Source organism: cyanobacterium endosymbiont of Epithemia turgida isolate EtSB Lake Yunoko (genome assembly GCF_000829235.1).
Lineage (GTDB): Bacteria > Cyanobacteriota > Cyanobacteriia > Cyanobacteriales > Microcystaceae > Rippkaea.
This window is the reverse complement of sequence record NZ_AP012549.1, coordinates 2,084,766-2,107,430: the sequence shown is the minus strand read 5'-3', so window position 1 is coordinate 2,107,430 and position 22,665 is coordinate 2,084,766. Positions and strand designations below refer to the sequence as shown.

At 33.7% G+C, this 22,665-nt stretch carries 23 protein-coding genes; 17 read left to right on the top strand and 6 right to left on the bottom strand.

The window, feature by feature from the left end:
* Positions 1-18 precede the first annotated feature (18 nt).
* From ETSB_RS06570 to ETSB_RS06495, 15 genes are all read left to right on the top strand, one after another.
* A complete protein-coding gene (locus ETSB_RS06570) occupies positions 19-492 on the top strand; it encodes a NifX-associated nitrogen fixation protein (RefSeq protein ID WP_044107026.1) in 474 nt (157 codons plus the stop codon).
* A gap of 145 nt (positions 493-637) precedes the next feature.
* Positions 638-868, top strand: a complete 231-nt coding sequence (locus ETSB_RS06565) for a CCE_0567 family metalloprotein (protein WP_044107025.1) — start codon at positions 638-640, stop codon at positions 866-868.
* Between the two features lies 1 nt (position 869).
* The gene (gene nifW, locus ETSB_RS06560) at positions 870-1,205 is read left to right on the top strand and encodes a nitrogenase-stabilizing/protective protein NifW (RefSeq protein ID WP_044107024.1); all 336 of its coding nucleotides are present in this window, start codon (positions 870-872) and stop codon (positions 1,203-1,205) included.
* 8 nt (positions 1,206-1,213) lie between these two features.
* A complete protein-coding gene (locus ETSB_RS06555; protein ID WP_044107023.1) occupies positions 1,214-1,957 on the top strand; it encodes a HesA/MoeB/ThiF family protein in 744 nt (247 codons plus the stop codon).
* A 119-nt stretch (positions 1,958-2,076) separates the two neighbouring features.
* A complete protein-coding gene (locus ETSB_RS06550; protein WP_044107022.1) occupies positions 2,077-2,436 on the top strand; it encodes a HesB/IscA family protein in 360 nt (119 codons plus the stop codon).
* Positions 2,437-2,474: 38 nt separating this feature from the next.
* Positions 2,475-2,816, top strand: a complete 342-nt coding sequence (locus ETSB_RS06545; protein ID WP_044107021.1) for a 2Fe-2S iron-sulfur cluster-binding protein — start codon at positions 2,475-2,477, stop codon at positions 2,814-2,816.
* A 518-nt stretch (positions 2,817-3,334) separates the two neighbouring features.
* On the top strand, positions 3,335-3,694 hold the full coding sequence (locus ETSB_RS06535; RefSeq protein ID WP_044107018.1) for a hypothetical protein: 360 nt from the start codon (positions 3,335-3,337) through the stop codon (positions 3,692-3,694).
* Positions 3,695-3,731: 37 nt separating this feature from the next.
* Positions 3,732-3,944, top strand: coding sequence for a hypothetical protein (locus ETSB_RS06530; protein ID WP_044107016.1), 213 nt, complete (start codon positions 3,732-3,734; stop codon positions 3,942-3,944).
* A 302-nt stretch (positions 3,945-4,246) separates the two neighbouring features.
* Positions 4,247-4,879: a FeoB small GTPase domain-containing protein gene (locus ETSB_RS06525; protein ID WP_044107015.1), complete on the top strand. Its 633-nt coding sequence runs from the start codon at positions 4,247-4,249 to the stop codon at positions 4,877-4,879.
* Positions 4,845-6,311, top strand: a complete 1,467-nt coding sequence (locus ETSB_RS06520; protein ID WP_044107014.1) for a nucleoside recognition domain-containing protein — start codon at positions 4,845-4,847, stop codon at positions 6,309-6,311. The genes ETSB_RS06525 and ETSB_RS06520 overlap by 35 nt, the downstream gene beginning before the upstream one ends.
* A 1-nt stretch (position 6,312) precedes the next feature.
* Complete coding sequence (locus ETSB_RS06515) at positions 6,313-6,564, top strand: FeoA family protein (RefSeq protein ID WP_044107013.1); 252 nt, start codon at positions 6,313-6,315, stop codon at positions 6,562-6,564.
* 78 nt (positions 6,565-6,642) lie between these two features.
* Positions 6,643-8,589: a molybdate ABC transporter permease subunit gene (modB, locus tag ETSB_RS06510; protein WP_044107011.1), complete on the top strand. Its 1,947-nt coding sequence runs from the start codon at positions 6,643-6,645 to the stop codon at positions 8,587-8,589.
* A 14-nt stretch (positions 8,590-8,603) separates the two neighbouring features.
* Positions 8,604-8,894: a ferredoxin III, nif-specific gene (gene fdxB / locus ETSB_RS06505; protein WP_044107010.1), complete on the top strand. Its 291-nt coding sequence runs from the start codon at positions 8,604-8,606 to the stop codon at positions 8,892-8,894.
* 1,766 nt (positions 8,895-10,660) lie between these two features.
* Positions 10,661-11,149: a hypothetical protein gene (locus ETSB_RS06500; RefSeq protein WP_044107009.1), complete on the top strand. Its 489-nt coding sequence runs from the start codon at positions 10,661-10,663 to the stop codon at positions 11,147-11,149.
* A gap of 47 nt (positions 11,150-11,196) precedes the next feature.
* Positions 11,197-11,448 (top strand): hypothetical protein, encoded by a 252-nt coding sequence (locus ETSB_RS06495; protein ID WP_044107007.1) that lies wholly within the window; start codon positions 11,197-11,199, stop codon positions 11,446-11,448.
* Positions 11,449-15,015: 3,567 nt separating this feature from the next.
* On the opposite strand, the gene ETSB_RS06490 is transcribed toward ETSB_RS06495, so the two are convergent.
* Positions 15,016-16,560 (bottom strand): photosystem II high light acclimation radical SAM protein, encoded by a 1,545-nt coding sequence (locus ETSB_RS06490; RefSeq protein ID WP_044107006.1) that lies wholly within the window; start codon positions 16,558-16,560, stop codon positions 15,016-15,018.
* A gap of 431 nt (positions 16,561-16,991) precedes the next feature.
* Between ETSB_RS06490 and ETSB_RS10930 the strand changes: the two genes are divergently transcribed.
* Together ETSB_RS10930 and ETSB_RS10925 are read left to right on the top strand one after the other, a co-directional pair.
* Positions 16,992-17,207, top strand: coding sequence for a DUF1830 domain-containing protein (locus tag ETSB_RS10930; RefSeq protein ID WP_408643898.1), 216 nt, complete (start codon positions 16,992-16,994; stop codon positions 17,205-17,207).
* A 15-nt stretch (positions 17,208-17,222) separates the two neighbouring features.
* Positions 17,223-17,354 (top strand): hypothetical protein, encoded by a 132-nt coding sequence (locus ETSB_RS10925; protein ID WP_408643755.1) that lies wholly within the window; start codon positions 17,223-17,225, stop codon positions 17,352-17,354.
* Positions 17,355-18,160: 806 nt separating this feature from the next.
* Here the strand turns inward: ETSB_RS10925 and ETSB_RS06485 are convergent.
* The 5 genes from ETSB_RS06485 to ETSB_RS06465 all read right to left on the bottom strand — a co-directional run bounded on the left by ETSB_RS06485 (position 18,161) and on the right by ETSB_RS06465 (position 22,502).
* Positions 18,161-18,694 (bottom strand): NAD(P)H-quinone oxidoreductase subunit J, encoded by a 534-nt coding sequence (locus ETSB_RS06485; RefSeq protein WP_044107005.1) that lies wholly within the window; start codon positions 18,692-18,694, stop codon positions 18,161-18,163.
* Entirely contained in the window at positions 18,687-19,439 is a 753-nt protein-coding gene (locus ETSB_RS06480; RefSeq protein WP_044107004.1) for an NADH dehydrogenase subunit K, read from the bottom strand. The genes ETSB_RS06485 and ETSB_RS06480 overlap by 8 nt, the downstream gene beginning before the upstream one ends.
* A 51-nt stretch (positions 19,440-19,490) precedes the next feature.
* Positions 19,491-19,853: a photosynthetic/respiratory NAD(P)H-quinone oxidoreductase subunit C gene (ndhC, locus tag ETSB_RS06475; RefSeq protein WP_044107003.1), complete on the bottom strand. Its 363-nt coding sequence runs from the start codon at positions 19,851-19,853 to the stop codon at positions 19,491-19,493.
* A 370-nt stretch (positions 19,854-20,223) separates the two neighbouring features.
* Complete coding sequence (locus ETSB_RS06470) at positions 20,224-21,636, bottom strand: MlaD family protein (RefSeq protein WP_070104603.1); 1,413 nt, start codon at positions 21,634-21,636, stop codon at positions 20,224-20,226.
* 80 nt (positions 21,637-21,716) lie between these two features.
* Entirely contained in the window at positions 21,717-22,502 is a 786-nt protein-coding gene (locus ETSB_RS06465; protein WP_044107001.1) for an ABC transporter ATP-binding protein, read from the bottom strand.
* Positions 22,503-22,665: the final 163 nt, after the last annotated feature.

Below are 22,665 nucleotides of genomic sequence, written 5' to 3'. Positions count from 1 at the left end.
TAACATCGGAGAGCTACTATGACCACTAAAACTAATTCAGAACAGTCAACGCTTTTGGTTTCAGATAGTCCCTTCTTACAAGAGGTTGCTCAACAAATTCGGTCCTACGATCAATATGGGGTTTATAAAAGTTGGACTAATGAATTAGTCCTCGGACCTTATGTGATTAATAAGAAACAAAAACGGGATATTTCTCTAGAGGGAGATATCGATCCAGCTACTGAATTAAGGATTCTTTGTTTCTATCGTGCTGTTGCCAGTTTAATTGAAAAAGAAACAGCTCAGTTATGTCAGGTAATAGTCGATCTAAATAATGAGGGATTTGGTTGGGCTTTGGTTTGGAGCGGTCGTTTAATAACGGTTTGTCAGACTTTAAGAGATGCTCATCGTTTTGGATTTGACTCCTTAGAAAGGTTAGCAGCCCAAGGAGAAAAAATTACTCAGTCAGGGATCGAAGTTGTGCAGCGTTTTCCTGAAGTTGCAAGGTTTTAATGGCTAAAATCTATCAAGATTTATTCTCTTAAACCAAGAGATTTTTGGAAATCTTTATCAGAAATAGCTGTTTTAATTTTTCTGAACAATAATTAAGTGAGAATTGTTCATTACTAACGGTTTGTCAAAGAAGAGTTGAGTGAAAATGGAAGAAACAACTACCACTAAACCGACACTAGAAGATATAGAAGCTCTCAAGAAATCCATCAAACGACTTAATTCCAAATCGGGTCAACAAAAAATGGATTTGCACGATCTAGCGGAAGGCTTACCGATAAATTACAAAACCTTGCTAGAGATGGCTCAGAAAACTTACGATATTTATTTTGAACTAGATCAACTAAAAAAACAACTCAAAAGTTGGGAGGAACTCTAAAATGTCCGGTGTGGAAAAGACCTACGAACAGTTTTCTAAATTAACGAATGCAGAAGACTTTTTGAAATTTTTTGAAATTGAATATGACCCCAGTTTTGTAAATGTTAATCGGCTTCATATTTTGAAGCAGTTTTCCATTCTTATTGCCGCCGTTGATAAGGCGTTTCCTGATATCAGTGAATCGAAAAAATTAGCTAAGTATGGTGAAGCTTTTCAAGAAGCTTATGAGTTATTCAAAACTTCTAGTCCTCTGAAAACTAAGCTATTTAAGGTCTTTAAAGATGCCCCTAAAAACTACGTTTTACTCGACGATTTAGATCAAGAAACTGAGGATTAAGAAACATTATGAAACTGACCCCCATTGAATTAGAACGCTATTCTCGTCAAATGCAATTAGACGGCTTTGGTGAAAAAGGACAGAAAAAACTAAAATCCACTACTGCTGTTGTTACAGGGGTAGGAGGGCTCGGTGGAACTGTCGCCCTTTACTTAGCTGTTGCGGGAATAGGCAAGTTAGTTCTAGTTCGAGGGGGCAATCTTCGCCGAGAAGACCTAAATCGTCAGATTTTAATGACCGATGATTGGGTGGGAAAACCGAGGGTATTCAAAGCCCAAAAAACTCTTTTAGCAATCAATCCTGATGTAGAAATTGAGGCTATACCCGAATTTGTAACCACAGAGAATGTCCATAACCTAATGCAACAAGCAGACATTGCCCTCGATTGTGCCTTTGACTTTAACGAACGTGAAACCCTAAATGCCGCCTGTGTGCGGCAGAAAATTCCAATGGTGGAAGCGGCTATGAGTGAGATGGAAGCCTACTTGACTACGGTTATTCCTGGGAAGACCCCCTGTTTGTCCTGTATTTTCCCTGAGAAACCTACCTGGGACCGTTGGGGATTTGGGGTGTTAGGAGCTGTTTCAGGAACCCTAGCTTGTTTAGCCGCCTTAGAAGCTGTGAAATTAATTACGGGGTTAGGACAGCCATTGACAGGACAATTATTAACCATGGATTTGGCGAGTACCACCTTTGCTAAACGTCGTCCTTATCATGATCCTGACTGTCCGGTTTGTGGTGATTTGAACTGAAAAACTCAACTAGGACAATCGCCCAAAACACACATAGGTAGTGAATAGTAAGTAAAGAATACAGCTTTACAGTCGACAACTATAACTATTAACTATCAACTGAAACGTGGAGATCAATTATGACAGTTAGTTTAACTGAAAAAGCAGCTTTTAGACTTCGTACCTTCTTAGAAGGGAAAGGAGCTAAAGTAACCGGGATTCGTGTTGGGATTAAAAATGGCGGCTGTGGTGGTTATGAATACACCCTCAATTTAGTGAAACAGCCAGACGCTCAAGATATGTTTTTTGAGCAGGAGAATGTTCCTATTTATATTGATTCCCAAAGTTTCCCTCTTCTCAAAGGGGTGGTAATCGATTTTGTAGACAGTTTAACCCAAAGCGGATTTACTTTTACTAATCCTAATGCTGGAGATACCTGTGGGTGTGGCAAGTCTTTCTCATCAAGAGATTGTAGTAGTAAAACCACCCCTTGTAGCTAATTTAAGTTTCCAATTATTGTCCTTAAAGGAGAACACACATGACCACTGCTTACAAAGTTCGTCTCATGAAAGTTGCCAAAAGAAAAAATCAAGAGACGGGCAAGAAAGAAGAATTTGCGGAAATAGACGTAACTTTAGAAGTCCCAGAAGATCAGTATATTTTAGATTTTGCTGAAGAAAACGACATAGAGTTACCTTCTTCTTGCCGCTCAGGAGCTTGTTCTAGCTGTGTTGGCAGAATGGTAGAGGGAGAAATTGACCAAGAAGATCAAAGCTTTTTGGATGATGAACAAATTGAGAAAGGATGGGTGCTTCTTTGTGTAGCTTATCCTCGCTCTGATTGTACGATTAAAACTCATCAGGAACCTTACTTAGGGTAAGTTATCATCTTTTCTAGTTTTATTCTTATCATCTGCTGTTGAAGTCGTAGTTTATTCTTAGAATTATGCGACTTTTTCCCCCTTCTATCCTTCCTTTTTTATGAGTCATGTATTATGGACACGATGCACGAATTTTTACTGAGGTTCGGTTATGCTCAAATGGAAAACATTTGTCTTCAAAACAACATTTTGGATGATGGGAGAGATTTTGCTCAATTTGTTGGGTCTGGATAATGTAGCCGACTATAGTGAGTTTCTTTTTGGACGAGAATTAGAATTATCCCGCAAAAATAACAAAACTGTTAAACTGTCTTGCCTCAAGCCTAAATTTTGTCCAAAAATCAGCGAAAACTGTCCTATTAATGAGGTAGCTTTCCAATTTTCTGAATACCCTCTAAAGGATTGTATCAGTCATAAGGGTGTGTTTTTTAACAAATGCACTAAAATCAAAAACCATTGCATTAAAGCTTCTCTATTTTCTGACCTATCTCATAGTTTAAAGTGGAGGGATTGCAGCAGTGATTCGTGAGAAATTACTTGAAGAATATATTTCTCTTGTTAATAAGTATTATCCTCATATTTCCTACCTATTGAGTGGTTGTTATTTAACCGTTGTTGATAGTTGGGCGAAAAGACAAGAGAAATTTTATCATTATCTTGCCATTTATTATTCTGCAAGAACAGGGAAGAATATTCTTTCATATCAAAAAGAGTTAAAAGAACTTGCCGAAAATTTAGGATTAGTTGAAGTTGTTTGTCTAAATGCAACAAGAATTGTAAGGGACCCCATGTCTAATCTTAAAAAGAAGAACCCTAAACTCTGGTTAGAATTATATTGGATTGCCACTAATATTGAGCCTCAGAATAGATTAGATTGAATTAGAATTATGGTATTGATTGAGGTGAATAGAAATTATGGTTATTGTTTATTGTTTATTGTTTATTGTCGGGATTACTGCTAGTTGGATTAGAATAAAAGTTCAAGACGAAATTCATAAACTAGCAGCGATTATGGCAGGAAGTTTGGCTATATTTTTATTGTTCATGATGACTTCAGCTATTTTTAAATTAATACTAAGTATTTGGATTATTTGGTTTTTTAAACCTGGTCATATTGTAGAAAACTAATTCTAGTTGGAGATAAATCCGTTAAGTTAATTAACTAAAGTATATTAATTAGTCTTGCCAATCCAATATAGTGATGCTGTAAGATCCTGTAGTTTGAGTAAGTACTGACTACTTTTTCTTGATCTAATTTTTAAATTGGCATAAGTTGTATGTACAATTATTATTTTAACATCTATAAAAACAGATTTTATTTAGCTATGATTTCCTCTTCAAAAGATTGGTTGAGTATTGTGTATCTCAATTGACTGTTTACAAAACAAAAATTAACTATCCTGAGAATAGGCTTCAGTTAGATATAGAAAATGGCGTGCAATCACTGTCGGGATTTTTGCCAAATATCCCCAGGTAAATTGACAGCTATCTGGGATCGTTTTTGGACAATAAATCAGTTCAAGAAATACTCTAACCCTTTAATCCCTACTCGAGCTACTATTGCTTTAGTCGGTTCTCCTAATGTGGGAAAGAGTCTTCTATTTAACCTGTTGACAGATAGTTACACAACTGTTTCCAACTATCCTGGGACAACCGTTGAAATTTTTAAAGGGCAGGCAGTTATTGCTGGACAAACAGTGTCTATCATTGATACTCCCGGGATGTATTCTTTGATTCCCATGACAGAAGAAGAACAGTGTTCTCGAGATTTTCTATTAACAGAATCGATTGATTTAGTTATTCATGTTATTGATGCTAAACATCTCAGTCGAATGTTAGCCTTGACATTTCAACTCATGGAAATTCAACTCCCGGTTTTATTAGCAGTTAATATGCTTGATGAAGCTGAAAAATTAGGAATTTGGGTCAATGAAAAACAATTAGAAGCCTCTCTCGGTATCCCCGTTGTCACCCTATCAGCCTACCAAAAAAGAGGCATTGAAACGTTAAAAGCCAAGGTCGGTAATTATGTCACCACTCCTGCGCTATCCTACAGCTATTGAAGAAGGGCTGACAAGAATTGAATCCTTGCTGACACAAGGTCATCAAAAGTATTCTAGTTCGTGTAAATATCCAATTGCGAAGCGCAGTTTAGCCCTATTACTTATTCAAGGAGATCCCGTTTTTTGGGAAAAAGCCAAAAAACTAGAGCCCCGTTTTTCAGAAATTAAAACTGTTATTGATTATGTTAGATCTCAGTTTAGTGATCCTCTGGTGTTGGTAGTTGCAAAAAGTCGCCATCAATTATCTAGGAAAATAGCAGAATCATCCGTGGTTAATATAAAGAAAAAATCCCAGGAAAGTGAGGAATTTTTTCATCAGCTGACTGTGAATCCCATTACGGGCTTTCCCTTAGCAATCATCATTTTTTATTTTGGAATATATCAATTTATTGGTAACTTTGGCGTAGGAGTATTGGTAAGTAATCTCGAAGTTTTTTTTGCCAAAACTATTAACCCTCTGGTTAATCAGATAACTGCTACTCTTTTACCCTGGACAATTTTGCAAAATTTGATTGCTAATGAACATGGTATTATTACATTAGGATTAAGATATGTTATCGCTATTATTTTCCCTATTGTCAGTACTTTCTTTTTGATGTTTTCTCTACTGGAAGATAGTGGCTACTTACCTCGACTTTCTCTATTAGCTGATCGCTTGTTAAAAGCTTTAGGTTTATCAGGACGTTCTATTACTCCCCTAGTTTTAGGATTAGGATGTGGAACAATGGCTACTCTGGTTACCCGTACCCTAGAAAGTAAACGGGAAAGGGTGATTGCTACCCTATTATTAGCCTTAGTTGTTCCCTGTTCGCCTCAATTAGGAGTTATTTTGGGATTACTGTCTCAAAGTCCTGCTGCTCTAACTATTTGGGTGGGAACGATGAGTTTTATCTTTGTTATTGTAGGGTTATTAACTGCCAAGATACTACCTGGCGATAGTGCCTGTTTTTATCTAGAAATTCCCCCATTAAGGATGCCTAGGGTTCAGTCTATTTTAAGCAAAACTTATGGAAGAACTCTATGGTATTTAAAGGAAATTATTCACATATCTATTTTAGTATCAATATTAATTTGGCTAGGAAAACTGTCTGGACTCTTTGAAATATTACTCAAGGAGTTAGAACCAATTATGATTTGGTTAGGACTTCCTCCCTCAACCTCCAGCATTTTTCTTTACGGATTTTTTCGTCGAGACTATGGGGCTGCAGCTATGTTTGACCTTCATCGCTCAGGTATTTTAATGGGTCGTCAATTGATCGTAGCGGCAGTTACCTTAACTCTATTTATTCCTTGTCTGACTCAATTCCAATTAATTTTAAAACAACACGGACTCAAAATAACTCTAGCTATGACAAGTTTTATTATTGTACTTGCCTTTTTAATGGGGTATTTACTCAATCAACTCTTATCTATTCTGGAGGTCACGTTCTAAAATGTTTGCCCAAAGTTTCACTGTTGAGTCTTTAGCTCTAAATCTTCTCAAAGAAAAGGATACGGGGATTATTACTCAATTCAGAAAGAATGATGAGAATCTATTGCGAAAACTGATCGCAATGGGTATTATGCCTGGACTTAAAATTACCTTAGAACAGCGATTTCCTTCATATGTTATTAAAGTTGGAGAAATGCGAATTGCTATTGATCGTACCTTAGCCCGTGCCATTTACGTAAGACGAACTCGGTAGAAGACAATTAAGTACCTCTATTAATTATAGGATGGGCAATGATCAACCACGGGTAAAAAGTAAAAGGCAGAAATAATGATGCATCTTGACCTCTCTCCAGTATGGATTTCCTTAAAAACAGCCTTAACAGCAACACTAATTGCCTCCTTTTGCGGTGTAACCACAGCCCGTTGGATGTTCAAATATCGGGGAGTAGGGAAAAGTTTAATTGATGGGTTACTAACTGCTCCTTTGGTACTGCCCCCCACGGTAATGGGGTTTGTCTTATTACTCTTGTTAGGCAAGCAGGGACCAATTGGACGGTTGTTAGCTCTATTCAATATCAGTGTTATTTTCACCTGGTATGCTACTGTTATCGCCTCAGTTGTTGTTGCCTTTCCATTAATGTATAAAACCATGTTGGGGTCCTTCAGACAAATTGACACCAATTTGTTAGCTAGTGCTAGAACTCTAGGAGCATCGGAAGAACGAGTTTTCTGGCAAATATTACTACCTCTAGCGAAACCTGGTCTTATAGCTGGATTTTTGTTGTCTTTTGCCAGAGCGTTGGGGGAATTTGGGGCAACCTTAATGTTGGCTGGTAGTATTCCAGGGAAAACCCAGACAATTCCCATTGCCATCTTTTTTGCTGCCGAAAGTGGAGCAATGGATCAAGCATTAGCTTGGGTTGGGATCATCTTAGTGTTGTCCCTGAGCATCATGAGTATTGTTAATTATTGGTCTGATGAGCAGCCTAACCGAAAAAGTAAAGGAGTAACCTCTTTAAAACAATCCAACTTGTTAAGAGAAAACCTTGATCCTCATGCATTAGGTTTGACCTGGGACACTACTGATTATCCGGTTCCAAAAGCGCAAATTAAGCTAATTGTTGACATTCAGAAGCAATTACCTGGATTTTTGTTAGATGTATCTTTTCATACCGATGGACTTCCTTTGGGGTTATTAGGGGCTTCTGGGGCAGGAAAAAGCATGATTTTACGCTGTATCACAGGATTAGAGACTCCTGATCACGGTCGGATTATTCTAAATGGCCGAATTTTATTTGATTCTCGTCAGGGGATTAATATACCCATTCATGAGCGTCGCGTGGGTTATCTGTTCCAAAATTATGCCTTGTTTCCCCACCTCACAGTTGCTCAGAATATTGCTTTTGGTTTACCTAAAGGACTCTCAATAAGTGCCACTCGCGCTAGGCTTAAAAGGCATTTGAACAGTGTTCAATTGGATGCGTTAGGTAGTCGCTATCCAACAGAACTTTCAGGAGGACAACAACAAAGAATTGCCCTAGCCCGTGCCTTAGCCAGCGAACCAGAAATATTGCTACTTGATGAACCATTTTCTGCTCTCGACACCTACTTACGAGATCAACTAGAAAAACTCCTCAGGACTAGTTTGATTCGTTATCCAGGTGTTACCTTATTTGTTACTCATAACCTAGAGGAAGCATATCGAGTTTGTCCTAATCTTTTGATTCTCGAAGGAGGAAAAATTATTGCTCAAGGACCCAAACAAGAGATTTTCGAATATCCCCAAAGCTTTAGAGTGGCTCAAATGACTGGCTGTAAGAATTTCTCACGTATTAGACAAGTTTCCCAATGCAAAATTACAGCCATTGACTGGGGATGCACCCTCGAGGTATTTGATATCATTGCCCCGAATTTAGTCCATGTCGGAATTCGCGCTCATCAACTGACTTTTCCCGATATTGAAAGATTTTCTTCCCTTCACGACATTAATGTTTTCCCCTGTTGGTTAACCACCATTAGTGAAACACCACATCGGATGACTCTTTATTTAAAGCTGAATTGCGCTCCTACCAGTCCCTACGATTACCACTTACAAGTGGAGGTGTTGAAGGATAAATGGCAGCAACTCAAAGATCGCCCTTTTCCTTGGCGGGTTCAGCTTCATCCGCAGCGTCTGCTGCTATTACAGAATTCAAGTGGATATCATACCCTTGAATACTCGCCTAGTGAACTTTTACGATTAACTAGCGAGGATCACTCAAAGCAAAAATTATCTTAAAAAGGAGAACACACATGACAACTACAACTGCTTTAACTTTTGGTGGACTTGAATGGATTCCCAAATTTGTTGACTCTATCAATAAAGATACTTGTCTCGGTTGTGGACGTTGTTTCAAAGTCTGTGGGCAGAAAGTATTAGCCTTAATGGGGGTTAATGAAGACGGAGATTTTGTTGACGAAGATGAAGATGACGACGATATCGAACGTCAAGTTATGACAATTGCTAATAAGGACAATTGCATTGGTTGTGAAGCTTGTGCTCGCATATGTCCTAAAAATTGCTATGTTCATGCTCCCGCCTAAAAAGTTAGGGTTGCGCCTAGGGCGCAACCCTAATTTCTGCCTGAGATTGTCAGTGTCTCAGTTTAGATCAGATAATCTGAATTCAAAACATTTAGGACATAATTACTCAATGGATTAGGTAATTTGCTCTTCAACTTTCTAAAATTGGTTCATTTTATCAATAGAAAGCCCCACAAGTTTCTTATTTAAGAAAATAATCGTTCATTTAATTAAAAAATTTTGACACTAAAGTAGTAGCAAACCAAGATACTGATAAATTTAGTTTCTAATTTAGAAGTTATGGTACAAATTCATGAATAATGAGGAAAAATAATGACCTTGTTTATTAAAAGGTAATTTTAGTCAGGTGGATCAATATTTATCTAATCTAGATCCGATACAAGCCACTCTATATGAGAAAATGGAGTTGGAAAAATATTTTAAATAGACACAAAGTATCTTACTTTAATTAAGCAATAACCGAGGCAATAAAATATACTAACTCCCAATTCTAACAAGGTATAAATCAGTATATTGCGATTTTTATATAGATCTACATTATCGTTTTTTTATTTTTTAAAGAAAGTTGTTAACTCTTTAAAAAATAGGTTTTTCTAGTGAAAAATAATTAAAATAATCGAATTATTTATGATAACAGAGTATATAGCCAATAGTTTTTTTGATAAATACTATTGGCTATATTTGATTTTTAAAAATTAAAAATATTATTATTTGTACTTTATACTTTATTTTTATAAAAAAACTTATTATTATCTTTTCTACTTTTTTATTTAATTTATTTTTGGAGATAACAATATTATTATTAGCTATTATTTTTTAGATTTATTATGAATTTTTACTGCATAATAATTTACTTATAAATAAAGATATATTATGTCTTAATAATGTATTTTTTTTATACTTGCACTTATAATGTATTGATTCGTATTTAGGTATTTTATGACTGAGGCTATATTTATTAACAACCATATTTTTATAGCTAAGCTTTTACAGTATTACTAAGTCTTCTTATATTAAGATATAGTTAATTTTAGCTCTAGATTGATGATGTAATATATTTTTACACTTATTTGAATAATTAATGTAATCATTCAAATAAATACTTATCATAGTTAATAATCTTATCTATTTTAATTATTTTAATACGTTGTTAACATTTTAAAACCTTGTTGATATTTAAATTAATGTTTTTTAAATTTGCATTTAACTAGTAAAAATAAAAAAATTTTTAGAATTAAGATGGAATGAAAGTATTATCTTTTTATTTTACCCACTTTGTTAAAATTTAATACTCTAAAAAAGACAAAATTAGCAGTTATAACCATATATAATATTGTATGACCTGCATCTAATTCTTTCCTTTTATCTGATAGATAATTTAATCAAACAAAAATAAATTTAATCAACTATGACAGCAAGATATTAACAGTTAAACTTTTTAAAAAGATTTTATATTTTTGGACTTTATACACTTTTTTGACTTAAAAAGAAGATTATCTCAATCCGTTTCCTGGTTTTTATCTATTTTAACCATAAGTATTTGTGCTAAATTCATTTTAAACTAGTCTAACTTCTCTATCTAAAATATAAAACTAAGACTCCTATTTTCTATTTTATATATAATGGCTAAAATCTTTTTATTGAAATAGCATAACATACCCTATAATACTTTTAAGATGTACATTATAAGCGGTCTCTAAAGTAGAGATTTTGATACTTATTTTTGGTATAAATGTTAAGATAATAATAGAATTTCAGGATGCATTATGGTAGTAACTCAAGATCAACTATCCTGGTACAACGTATCGGAAGATGTAAAAACTTTATTGATTTTAGCCTCTAACAATTGGGAAAATACAATATTAGCAGAGCAATATATACATGAAGCTCTAAAGAAGGCTGAAAATAACCTTGATGTTTTAACAGGAGCTTATCGTTTCTTCTTTTATAAAAGAAAATCCGAAATTGCTCTCGAGATTGCAAAGAAAATCTTAAAAATTATCGAAGAGACAGAAAATCTTCCGCTACAATGGGAACAACTAAAGCCCATATTAGTCAATCGTCAGTATGATTCATCTATCCGACTGTATATAAATGCCTATGCGGCGCAAGGGTTTATTCTTGCTAAACTTGGGCAACTTGAAGAAGCCAAACTGATAACTAAAAGGGTGAAAGAAATTGATAAAAATAGAGAATCTTGTGCTGCAACAGTGTTTGAAGTTTTAAGCAAATCCCTTGACGAAGACGACTATTAAGTAAGTTAAGTTTAACCCAGAATATTTACCGAAGGAGAACCATTCCTATGACAGAATCTCGTCGCCAGCAATATTTTCAACTAATTGAGGATTTAGTCGGTTGTCCCAATGGACAAGAACCGGACGTGTTAGATGCTAACAAGAGTTTAATTGATGCAGATTTTGTTCAAACACTAATGGAAGTTGCTACTGCACAAGCTCATGAAGGAAATCAAGATGGAGCAAAGTTCTTGATTTTTCTTGCCCGTCAGTTATCTAAAGAATTAGGTTTATACCCTGAACTTGTGACTGAAAGTTAAACATCTTTTTAAGAAACAAGTTTTTTAAAAAGTAGAAATTATCAAAAAACTTGTTTCTTAGCTAGACGGTAAAGTAATTTTTCTATCTTGATTTGGTTTTTAATAAAGTTAATTTAGTCTGCAATCTGTTTTAACCAATATATTAACTTTCAATAATTATCGAAAATTATGTATAAAAAATATTTATATAAAAAATTGATTCCTACCTATCAATAGAGAAAAGACTCTTACTAAGTTAATTAGTAATCAGTTGTAATAAACAAGCGTTGTTACATCAGTTAGCTAATTTGAATGGGACTGTATACCCAGTCTTAATCTTCCTCAAGACATAGTTCTAAATTACTTTTGTAATCGGTGTATTTTTAAGAAACCTAGTAATATCATTTTTTCTATGGTCCTTATGATTACTTCTTTCTGCAAAAGAATTAGCACTACATACAAACTTTATTCTCTTTGAATAATACTAAATTTAGTAGCAACAACCAACTTATAATTAAGAGAAACCAAATTTAGATACAAATGATCTATAAAAAATTTATTCATCTTTTTATTCTAGTCAACTTTAGCTAAATAATAAACACCTAAAAAAGCAAAATCATGTAGGATTAAGAAGATAATATTTATCCTCAAGAATATCTCAAAAGTTAACTATCATAAATGACGCATTTGCTGTAAGAATAAACTGTTCTTAATAGAAAGAAAATTCCAAAGAAATAAAGTGAATTGCTAGAAAAATAGATTAAAAGTTTAAAGGAAATAATTAAAAAGAAAGATAAAGATGAGGAAAAATACTTTTATTAACTGATAAACAACGTTAAAAATTACCTTACCAATTAAAACTAATTATTGACAGCCCTATTGAGAACTCTATAATTTTATAGTTATCAAATATTTTTTTATTTTTGACCAGCAGTTTTTAATAGAATTAAAAATTAAAGAATAAGAGGGTAAAAATTAGACTTGTATTTCTATAAATTGAATCATGTCTCTAACTTTTTTTTACTTTATGAGCCGGTAAATTGTTGATAACAAAATAATCACCCGGACACAATTACAATATCAGTACTTTTATTTCATTAGTAAAAAAAATTTCTTTTTTTTCCATCGTTCAAAAGTAAAAAAGTGAAAAAACCCAGTTTAGCAAGTGCTCCAATTAACGTAATATTTTTTATTCGATATATTTAATTATTTTCTATAAGCTTTTTTCTCTTTAGTTGCTCTGGTGCACTGACGAATAATAGCTAACTAAACCTTAGGTTTTTCTGTCAATAAAGACTAGGTATGAAAGTTTAAGTTGTCCAAGTGTTATCTAAATATCCCCATCTCGACGTTTGACACCTATCAACGACATATGACAGAAATGCTAATTGCAATACCTATTTTTTGTACAGGTGAATACTTGGTTCTCACAAAATAACATCGTTATCTTGTTCTATAAATTGTTTTATTTCAACGAAAGGAAATTTTAGCCGGCTATAAGGTAATAGATTTATACTGTTTATTACCTCCTAATATCTAAGAAGAAGATTTACTGAACTATTACTGACTTAAAAATATTCTGCTAGTGTTGGAGTTGATTGGTTAGTCTTATTGTTAGTTTTTATAACTTTAGCAGAAATATCTATGTAGTACGACTTCACTTTTTAGTGAAACTAAGATTTTTTTATTTATTAACTTGAATTTACTAAATAAAAACCACTATAAAATCAGTATATGAAAAAATATAAATCAAATTGAAAGCAGTTCGCTAGATAAAAACAAATTGTGTTTAAAAAGTTTAAACCTAAAAAGAATAGAATCACTTAAGGAAAGCTTAGATATTCTTCTCAGAGTCTGAGACTAAAACGTCAAAATAGAAACCCTTTTAAAAAAAGGAAATTTATTTAAAATTTCTATTTATAAGTTAACAACCTAAAACAATATCCATAAGTAAATATAGATATATTATTTTTTGATGAACCTGGAGTAGAATTCAAAACAATCAGAAGAAAAGTTTGGAGTCACATTGGAGAAAGATAAACTGCTATGGTAGTCTAGGGCTATAAATTCCCATATATTTATGGATATGTCAAGCCACGAATAAAACAAATCTTATGGAATTAAATTCTAAGAGTAAATACAAAATTTATAAATTTAATTGATTAACATTTAGCTAAAGATGTAGATATATCTAAAAAAAAGTCTTATTGATAGAAGATAATGACAGCTAATTTCATGGCAAAAATAAAAAAATTTATTCATAAGTTATCAGCAAATGTTTGCTGCCTGACTCTTAAAAATTAGAGCCAGTAAACAGATTATGAACCTTAATAGGTGAGCCTTAGGTAAATGAGTATTTCAAAACAATTAGTAAAATGAAATAAGTTATGCTAAATTATTGCAATATTTTTAGCTATATAAAAGAAGGAATTGAGAATTTAATTAATAATAATGAGTGAAATTTATGTGATTTTTTAGGAAAGTATAGATATTGAATTTATTATCACAGCAATTTCACTCAATGTCAGTATTTTTAATATCTGAGGTTTTTAAATCTGTAATATTTTATCTAACTTGCGAGTATTTTTTTATTTTTTGTTCACTTACTTTATCCATTTTAAATACATTATTGACATCACTATTCTAAAAAGTTTTAAACAATTTTTATCTTAAATATTTTATTTTATATTCGGGTTTTATTGAAAAATTTAATTCTTCTAGAAACTCGTTTTTATATAAAATTGAGATACATCGCTTGCTTTTTCTTCAGTAAATATACGATAGTTAATTTATTATTTTGATGAAGTTTTTTGATTATTTAATCATAATCAAAATTTGTATCTATTGAATCTATTTTTTTGACGAATAAAATAATTTCTATCCCATCTTAAATCTGATGATAAGTAATGCTAAGGTTTTCTAAATTTAGAATCTCATTCATTAGACTGAGTTTAACATCTAATATCATCTCAAGCTTAATAGATTTTGATAAGCCTATTATTAATAGTTAAATGTTATGTCTATATATTTTTGTTAAAATATAGATTTACTATAATTAATATTATTGATTTACTTGTTATTACCCCTATTAAATAATATCTAAACTTAAGAAAAGACTTTTTTAAAAATATTTATCTAATAAAGTCAAGGAATCATACTAGTTTTTATTTAAACTCACAAAATACAGTTATCTTTACAGAAACAAAAGTATAATTATTTATACTCAAAATATCATATATAATCATCAAAGTAATGACAAAAAATAATCCGATTAAACCTAATAACTAGAAAATTATCTTAGTAATTAGGGAATCATCAAAAAATAAATTATCTTGAGATAAGTGTAAAAGAATATGAATTTTTAATATTTTTACCCTAGACTATGTCTGTTTATCCACTCTAAAAGATAGTTATTCATTTAAATGATGACAAGCTCATAAAAATGATATATCACTATATAAAAAGTATAATACTGATTTTAATAAGATTTTAGCTATTTAATCTATGCTACTGTTAACAACAATTGGTAAAGGTTGAAGTATTTTCTCTATATTAAGTTATAAACTAAGCTACTGTTAAATATTTTTTCTACTTTTCAAGAGGGGCAGTTAAGGACTCTTCTAAATCAGCTTTTCCTAACTTTTGTTCTAGAATTTTCATAACTTCCTTTCCAAAATTGTTAGAATTTTCTTTCCATGCTTTTAAGCAAACCTCTCCGAAAAATGATCCCAAAGGTTCAGGATTCCAAAGTAATTTCTTAGCTGTCCAAGGCATCAAACTCATAGGATTATATCCAGGTTTAAGAATATTATTTTCCAAAGCATATTCTTCGAGATGAGTATGGGGTTGTAACCCAATAAAGAAAATAGCAGGTTCTACCTTATCAACTCCAAAAATATTTTCTAATTCTCGATGATAAGCGATAGTTTCTCGAATGGTGTCAAAGGTTTCATCAATTACATTGAAAGAATAATTAACTGATACTATACTATTAAATCCTGCCCTTTTAAGATCGCGACAATTTTGTAAAACTGTCCGCAACTTATAGCCCATTCGCATCTTACGAACTAATTTTTGTGATCCACTAGTAATACCAATTTCAAAATAATTCATCCCTGTTTTAGCCATCAAATCGCACAATTTTGGAGTTAAATTGTCTGCTCGAATATAAGCTGCCCAATGAATGTCTTTCATCCCAGAATTAAGAATTTCTTGTAATAATTCTTCGGTATTTTTAATAAATTTACGAGCAGGAATAAACTGGGCATCAGTAAACCAGAAATTACGAATTCCTCGATCATAAAGTTGGCGTATTTCCTTGACTACTTCATCAACGGGGTTTATTCTAACTTGTTTTCCTTCTACTACTGTATAGATACAATAGCAACAGTTATGGGGACAACCTCGCTTAGTTTGTACTCCAATGTAAAAATCATTTTCTTGAAGATAATAGTTAAATTCAGGCCAAATACTCTGAATATATTGGTAATTACAAGCAGTTTTTTCAATAGGTGTTGGTGGTTCATGGATTAATTTTTTACGGGGAGCATTCTCTCCCACAACATAACAACGCTCCTGCGAAAAATCTTTCCCTTGCAACAGTTTTTGAAGTAAAGTTTCTCCCTCACCCACTGAAACAATAGTTCCCTTGGGAAGATTGGATTTTAACTGCTCATAAAACACACTGATTGCACCGCCTCCTACAACTAAACGTACTTCTGGATGATATTGTTTTGCCCGTTTAAGTCCACTCTGAATCATTCCTATATTTCGCCATATTTCACCGTAATAAGCCATAGTTACTTTTAAGCCACCTAATGCTCCTCGTAAACAAAGTAGAGGGTTTTTAGCGTAATAAAACTCAAAAGCATTTTGTAGGGGATTACCTGCTCTACCACCAACGGGTGCATAAATTTGGATATCTCGCCAAGAAAACACTAGCAAAGTTGGTTTAAACTCATCGATACAATTATATAAAGTTTTTTTGAATTCTAATGGTGGAATTGTTCCAAAATCAAGAATTTTTTGCTTAATTTCAGGAAAAAACTTGTGAACATGATCAGATAAATAGACAACGCCAATAGGAAAAATGGGATTACAGGGAAGACGAACATAGAGAATACGCTGTGTCATTGTAAAATCCGTCCTAAACATTAGTTTGGCAGAGTTATTTACTCGCAAATTAGGGATTAAGAACAGTTTAGGCTAGGCAATAATAGACAATCCTAGAATCACTGCAGTATCTAATAAACTTTTTAAGAGAGGTGATAACTTTCTAATATATCTTTAACTTTAACGAGATTATGAGTAGATAGCAAGGGTGAATTTAAATCTAAGAATAAAGAGTGTGAATTTAACTTAGCTAATCTTAAACAAAATATTTAAATTAACAAAAATTAATAATTTTAACGAACAATTAAAAAAGATTTCCTTTGAATTTTGTCTAAGTTGGAAGTACATTACTTCTTTAAATGTGTCCTGGTTTGTAAGATAAAAATATTGAATGTAATATTAATCAAAGTCGGTTGAGATAGCTGAATGTTAGGGTAGAGAAGAAATGAAAAATTGGATTTCACATTGCCTCAATTACTATTACTCTGGATCAGATCCTCAATTACCTTCCAACTGTACAAAAGAGAATTATCCTTTGTTGCTATGTAAACGCAACAAGTCAAATTCAAGTTGTTCGGATTGCAAATGTTCCAAATTGGTATTTTGAGAGAGTTGTCTTTCCTGGACAACAGCTGATGTCTAAATCTGTGGCTCAAGCATTATTATAAATTCATACCGCAATAATGGCAAGTGCCATTTTCTCAGATACTATTCTCTGTGAACGTTTAAGTATCAATAAGGAGAATGATGAAGAAATCGATAAGCAACATATTGCTGTTTGCACCTCAACTCAACTGTTAATAAAATTACGATAGAAGTGAACGAAAATTATACTGAAAATAAATCTTCTTCTTTAAGACTTACTTTAGTTTACAAAACTAAATGTTTAAATCTATAGGTTGTCTAGAAAGACAACCTTTTCTTATTGATAAATTTACTTTCTTTTCTTCGGCTTTGTAAAATTATGACTTGGTACATAGGTTTATCCTTAAATCTTAAACAAGTTATTGTTTGTGAAAATTTTCTTGATTGTACCATTAAAAAATTACTTGAAATGGATAATTGGGCCCCAAAAATGCCTTCAGTTTATGATTGGCTTAAATAAGAAAATTGTCTCGTAGCGCTTATTTTTGGCACTTTTACTTGGTTGATATTGGTATTTTTCTTTACTCTACAGTATTTGCAATGCTGAAAAATAAGGAACTAAGACTAAAAGAAAATTTATAGCCTTTATTCGAATTAAAGTTCAGCAATAATGCTCTCAACTCCTTGAGAATTAATTGTTAAATTAAATATTTTTTTATGTATTTTATTTACCATGGAAACATTAATAAGATATAAGTTTAAATTAAAAATAAATTGAAATAGCTGTTATTTTGAATAGGATAGGACAGGTTCTGGGAAAATTAAACATTATAAATACCTTTTATAGTGAGATGTTAGGTGTTATTCACGAGAAAGCTCATAAGTTTATCCTCTATTTTTAGATTTTTCTTGTATCTATTTAGTTAATAAAGAACATTAATTTTGATATAAAGAGTTAAAATTTTCACAAATAACCCCTCTGATTGTTAGATAAACTGAACAAAACAGAAGGGATTAATAATCTGTTAATGAGACTTTAATAAGCGTCTTGTAACTCGTAAAAGTCTGGGGAAACGTAATCCTTTCGTAATGGCCAACCCACCCAATCTTCAGGCATTAAAATCCGTTTCAGGTCAGGATGTCCTTCATAAATAATGCCATACATATCATAACTTTCCCGTTCCTGCCAATCTGAGGCTTTCCAGATCCAGTAAACTGAAGGAACACGGGGATTATCCCTAGGTAAAAAAACTTTAATCCGAATCTCTTCAGGGCGATCACTATTATCAGCAACCTTAATGAGATGATAGAAACTTACTAACTCTCTCCCTGCCCCTAAATCAAACGCTCCTTGACATTGAAGATAATTAAATCCGTAGGCATAGAGCGCAGTAGCTAGAGGAATTAAGAATTTTGATTCCACTTTAATCAGTTCTACACCTAGATGATCTGGCTCAAGGGCTTCATGTTTAAAGCCGTTTTCCATTAACCAACTGGAAACTAGACCAGTTTTAACAACAGCTGTTTTTTCAGCTTCAGGGGTATTATCTGGCTTATCTTCTTCAACCATGTTCAATTTCCTTCTTTTGTTTCTCGAACGCTAAAGCGGGGGGAACAGGCATACCGATCGCATCAGTTAATTCTTTGGGGGGAGCCTGACGATTCTCAGTTTGTAGATATTTACCCGTTAAAATTGGGTCAACCACTTTCATATTGTGGGTTGTACTATAGTAACGGTGAGTCTGCTCCATTAGCGTTGCTCGTTCTTGAATGGTTTCGTTAGAGATTTTTTTACGAAGTTTGATAATTGCATCAAAAATCGCTTCTGGACGAGGAGGACAGCCTGGAATGTATACGTCTACAGGAATTAACTTATCAACTCCTCTCACGGCTGTTGTAGAATCACTGCTGAACATTCCTCCTGTAATGGTACAAGCACCCATAGCAATTACATATTTAGGATCAGGCATTTCTTCATAGAGACGCACCAATGCCGGAGCCATTTTCATTGTGACGGTTCCAGCGGTAATAATTAAATCTGCTTGTCTAGGACTACAACGAGGAACTAGTCCAAAACGATCAAAATCAAAGCGAGAGCCAAGTAAAGCAGCAAATTCAATGAAACAGCAGGCTGTTCCGTACAATAGGGGCCAAATACTTGACAAACGCGCCCAGTTATGTAAATCATCTACGGTAGTAAGGATGATATTTTCTGAGAGGTCTTGAGTAACTTGACTGCGAGCAATAGGATTGAGAATTTTTTCTTTTTGTTGCTGCTCAATGGCAGCTAAATCGAGGGTAATATTAGGACTCATGGTTTGATAATTATCAATGAACAATGAACAATTCCCAATTGATCGCTGATGCTAGGACCATTCGAGTGCACTTTTACGCCAGGCATAAACTAGGGCGATTACTAGAATCGCGATAAAAATCAGGGCTTCCACAAAAGCTAACAGTCCTAATTGATTAAACGCTACTGCCCAGGGATACAAAAAAACAGTTTCTACGTCGAATACGACAAACACCAACGCGAACATGTAATAGCGAATGTTGAATTGAATCCAAGCACCGCCAATAGGTTCCATTCCCGACTCATAGGTGGTAACTCTTTCGGGTCCCCCTCTACTGGGACGTAAAAGTTTTGAGGCGGTGAGGGCAAGAATGGGGACCAAACTAGATGCAAGTAAAAATCCAAGTAAATATTCGTAGCCATTGAGAACAAACACTGTTTTTTGGTAACTCCTCTCAAGATAATAACAAGTTCTACTAAGGTTAACCAACTCTCATTATAAGGGCAATATTGCGATAGGTTTTCCAAAGTATGGTTAAAAAAAAGGTAAATTGATAGTAATCTCCTTGAGAAACTAAGGAGTTAGATAGCGCTTTTCAATCTTATCTACCTAATTTTCTGTCATTTCAACAGTAATCGAAATCCAAGTCCATTATTACTGTCCTTAGGGTGCTCCATTATTTATTCTAACAATGAATATGGAGATTAGTTAGGGTTCCAGGAATAATTAAACAGACAGTTATCTAAGTTTATTAGAACTATCTAACATAATTATTAAGCCTCAAATTTAACTTGATATTTAAAGTTTATTCTTCTTGAATTTTTTTTGAATTATTCACAGGAGCAACTATCTCAAGAGGATTATTTAATTGTTTAAGTGATGTTGTAGCAGGAGACACAAGAAAAACTTTAGAAATAGGTTTTTTAGGGAAAAAACTTTTTTCTTGATTAGGAATATTTGAATCAGCTAAACTCCTTTGCACATCCATGTTATATTCTAACTGTGCTGTTACTGACTCCATTAGTTGAGCAGTATAAAGTTGTTGTTCAAATTGATTAGTAAAAGAAACCAAGTTACTCAATCCATTTACTAACTTACGCACATTATTTCTCAAGGTAGAATCTCCGGTAAGTTCTTCTACATCTGAGGTAATTTTTTGGGCATTTTCAAAAGTAACTCGTGCTGAATCCAGGGTTTTTTGAACAGTTAAAATAACTTGAGGATCACTAATCGATTTTGAGACATCTCGTAAATTTTCTGACATTTCAGCCGCATTGGCCATTAAAAATTCTAAATCTCTGGCAATTTGTTGGGTATCTATCGAATCTAGTCCTTGGTTTACTTGATTAACGGTTTTTCCTAGATCAATGGCAATAGTCCGCACTTGATCACTAGTTTTTTCCAAACTATTTAACGTGTGAATAACATTTTCCCTACTTTCTGCTACTAATCCATCTAGATTAGCCACTAAGTTTGCCATATTATTAATCACTCGATTGAGATCATTACGGTTTTCATCAACTACTGTATTAACAGTACGCATTAATTGAGAGGCATCCCGAGCTGCCTGATTAATCTTTCCAATAGCCTCAGAAGTACCTCCAACTTCTTGACGAGCAGTTTTAGAAAAAAGACTTATTTCATCGGTTAATTTAGCAACTTTGCTCCCAGCAACGGAAACACTAGCAAAAGCATTACTGAGATTTTTGACAAATTTGGGATCACTATAAGCGTTACTAAGTTTAGTTAACGCTTCTAATAATTGAGAACCGGTTTCTCCTGTCATCTCATCACTGTCACAAATAATCAAACTTTTATCGAGACATTCAGCACTGGTGGGGTCAATAGCTAAGGCTTGTTCAGACAAGTTTATCGATGGAGTAATATCGACTGAAGCTTCTCCAATCAGTCCATAGCGGTTAATCTGTATTTTAGAGTTTTTGGGAATCCGTAAGTCAGTAGAAGAAAGTTCAAGCAATACCTTGACTCCATTGCTTCTAGGTTGAAGTCCAGCAATTTTTCCCACTGCCACCCCTCGATAACGCACAGGAGCCCCAATTTGTAGACTACTTACATCTTTGAAAGTAGCCTGAATTTGATAGCTTTTTTTACCTAAGACTCCCCCGCGTAACCAGATTACCAGTCCTCCAAATAAAACTAGTCCCAAGAGAGCAAATAAGCCCACAGAGCCTTCTTGAATGGTTCGCATTCGTAGCATGGTTTCTCCTCACTTTGTCTAAGAATATGAAGGACAATTACTTAGATATGTTTCATTGAATAAATTTCCTCCTATATAGCTTAATCGATGACTCGAATTGGGCCTTGAACACTAGCACTGAAAAATTGTCGCATCAGAGGGTTATCATTACTATCGATCTCGTCAACTGCACCTTCCCATTGGATTTTACCCCCATAGAGAAAAATTACGCGATCAGCAGTCCGACGAATAGTACTATTTTGGTGACTGACCATAACATACGTATCACATCCCCCAGAGCTTTTTTGAAGACGGCGTACTAAATCTTCAATAATAGTGGAGGAAATCGGGTCTAATCCTGCTGTTGGCTCATCATAGAGAACAATTTCAGGGTTATCAACTGGATTATCAGGATCGGCAATCAAAGCCCTAGCAAAACTAACTCGCTTACGCATTCCTCCAGAAAGTTGAGAAGGGTATCGAGTAGCTATTCCCTGTAACCCCACCATCGCTAATTTTTCTTCAACTAATTGACGAATTTTTTGACGAGGGAGTTTAGAATGTTCGTAAAGGAAAAATCCTACATTTTCATCAACATTGAGAGAGTCAAAAAGGGCTGCTTGCTGAAAAACGAGAGCAATTCTCATGGGTTTATTGCCATCATCGATCAGTCCTTTGCGTAGTTTTCCTTTGATATAAACTTCTCCGGCATCTATCGAGATTAATCCAGCTATAAGCCTCAAAATTGTTGATTTACCAGTTCCTGAAGGTCCAATAATTACAAGTGCCTCCCCTCGATAAATGGTCAAGTCAATTTGATCGAGAATGACTTGATCACTAAAAGTTTTACTGACTCCTTTAAGTTCAATTAATGGTTCTTTTGCCATTGATTAGACACGATACTACGGTTAAATGACTTACTGACCTGTCGTGGAAAAGACTAGGACGCTGACCCTATTATGACTCACCTCATCATTGACTGCTAGGGTCTGTCGTCAATCTACAATTAGGTCTGATTGAGATATACTAAATTGATTGTGAATTAATAAG

Coding starts and splice junctions, on each gene's coding strand:
- ETSB_RS06555 (WP_044107023.1), top strand. CDS start 1,214: ATGAAACTGACCCCCATTGAATTAGAACGCTATTCTCGTCAAATGCAA.
- modB (WP_044107011.1), top strand. CDS start 6,643: ATGCATCTTGACCTCTCTCCAGTATGGATTTCCTTAAAAACAGCCTTA.
- ETSB_RS06470 (WP_070104603.1), bottom strand. CDS start 21,636: ATGCTACGAATGCGAACCATTCAAGAAGGCTCTGTGGGCTTATTTGCT.
- ETSB_RS06570 (WP_044107026.1), top strand. CDS start 19: ATGACCACTAAAACTAATTCAGAACAGTCAACGCTTTTGGTTTCAGAT.
- fdxB (WP_044107010.1), top strand. CDS start 8,604: ATGACAACTACAACTGCTTTAACTTTTGGTGGACTTGAATGGATTCCC.
- ETSB_RS06525 (WP_044107015.1), top strand. CDS start 4,247: ATGGCGTGCAATCACTGTCGGGATTTTTGCCAAATATCCCCAGGTAAA.
- ETSB_RS06515 (WP_044107013.1), top strand. CDS start 6,313: ATGTTTGCCCAAAGTTTCACTGTTGAGTCTTTAGCTCTAAATCTTCTC.
- ETSB_RS10925 (WP_408643755.1), top strand. CDS start 17,223: ATGGCAAGTGCCATTTTCTCAGATACTATTCTCTGTGAACGTTTAAGT.
- ETSB_RS06520 (WP_044107014.1), top strand. CDS start 4,845: ATGTCACCACTCCTGCGCTATCCTACAGCTATTGAAGAAGGGCTGACA.
- ETSB_RS06485 (WP_044107005.1), bottom strand. CDS start 18,694: ATGGTTGAAGAAGATAAGCCAGATAATACCCCTGAAGCTGAAAAAACA.
- ETSB_RS06495 (WP_044107007.1), top strand. CDS start 11,197: ATGACAGAATCTCGTCGCCAGCAATATTTTCAACTAATTGAGGATTTA.
- ETSB_RS06500 (WP_044107009.1), top strand. CDS start 10,661: ATGGTAGTAACTCAAGATCAACTATCCTGGTACAACGTATCGGAAGAT.
- ETSB_RS06565 (WP_044107025.1), top strand. CDS start 638: ATGGAAGAAACAACTACCACTAAACCGACACTAGAAGATATAGAAGCT.
- ETSB_RS06545 (WP_044107021.1), top strand. CDS start 2,475: ATGACCACTGCTTACAAAGTTCGTCTCATGAAAGTTGCCAAAAGAAAA.
- ETSB_RS06465 (WP_044107001.1), bottom strand. CDS start 22,502: ATGGCAAAAGAACCATTAATTGAACTTAAAGGAGTCAGTAAAACTTTT.
- ETSB_RS06550 (WP_044107022.1), top strand. CDS start 2,077: ATGACAGTTAGTTTAACTGAAAAAGCAGCTTTTAGACTTCGTACCTTC.
- ETSB_RS06480 (WP_044107004.1), bottom strand. CDS start 19,439: ATGAGTCCTAATATTACCCTCGATTTAGCTGCCATTGAGCAGCAACAA.
- ETSB_RS06490 (WP_044107006.1), bottom strand. CDS start 16,560: ATGACACAGCGTATTCTCTATGTTCGTCTTCCCTGTAATCCCATTTTT.
- ETSB_RS06530 (WP_044107016.1), top strand. CDS start 3,732: ATGGTTATTGTTTATTGTTTATTGTTTATTGTCGGGATTACTGCTAGT.
- nifW (WP_044107024.1), top strand. CDS start 870: ATGTCCGGTGTGGAAAAGACCTACGAACAGTTTTCTAAATTAACGAAT.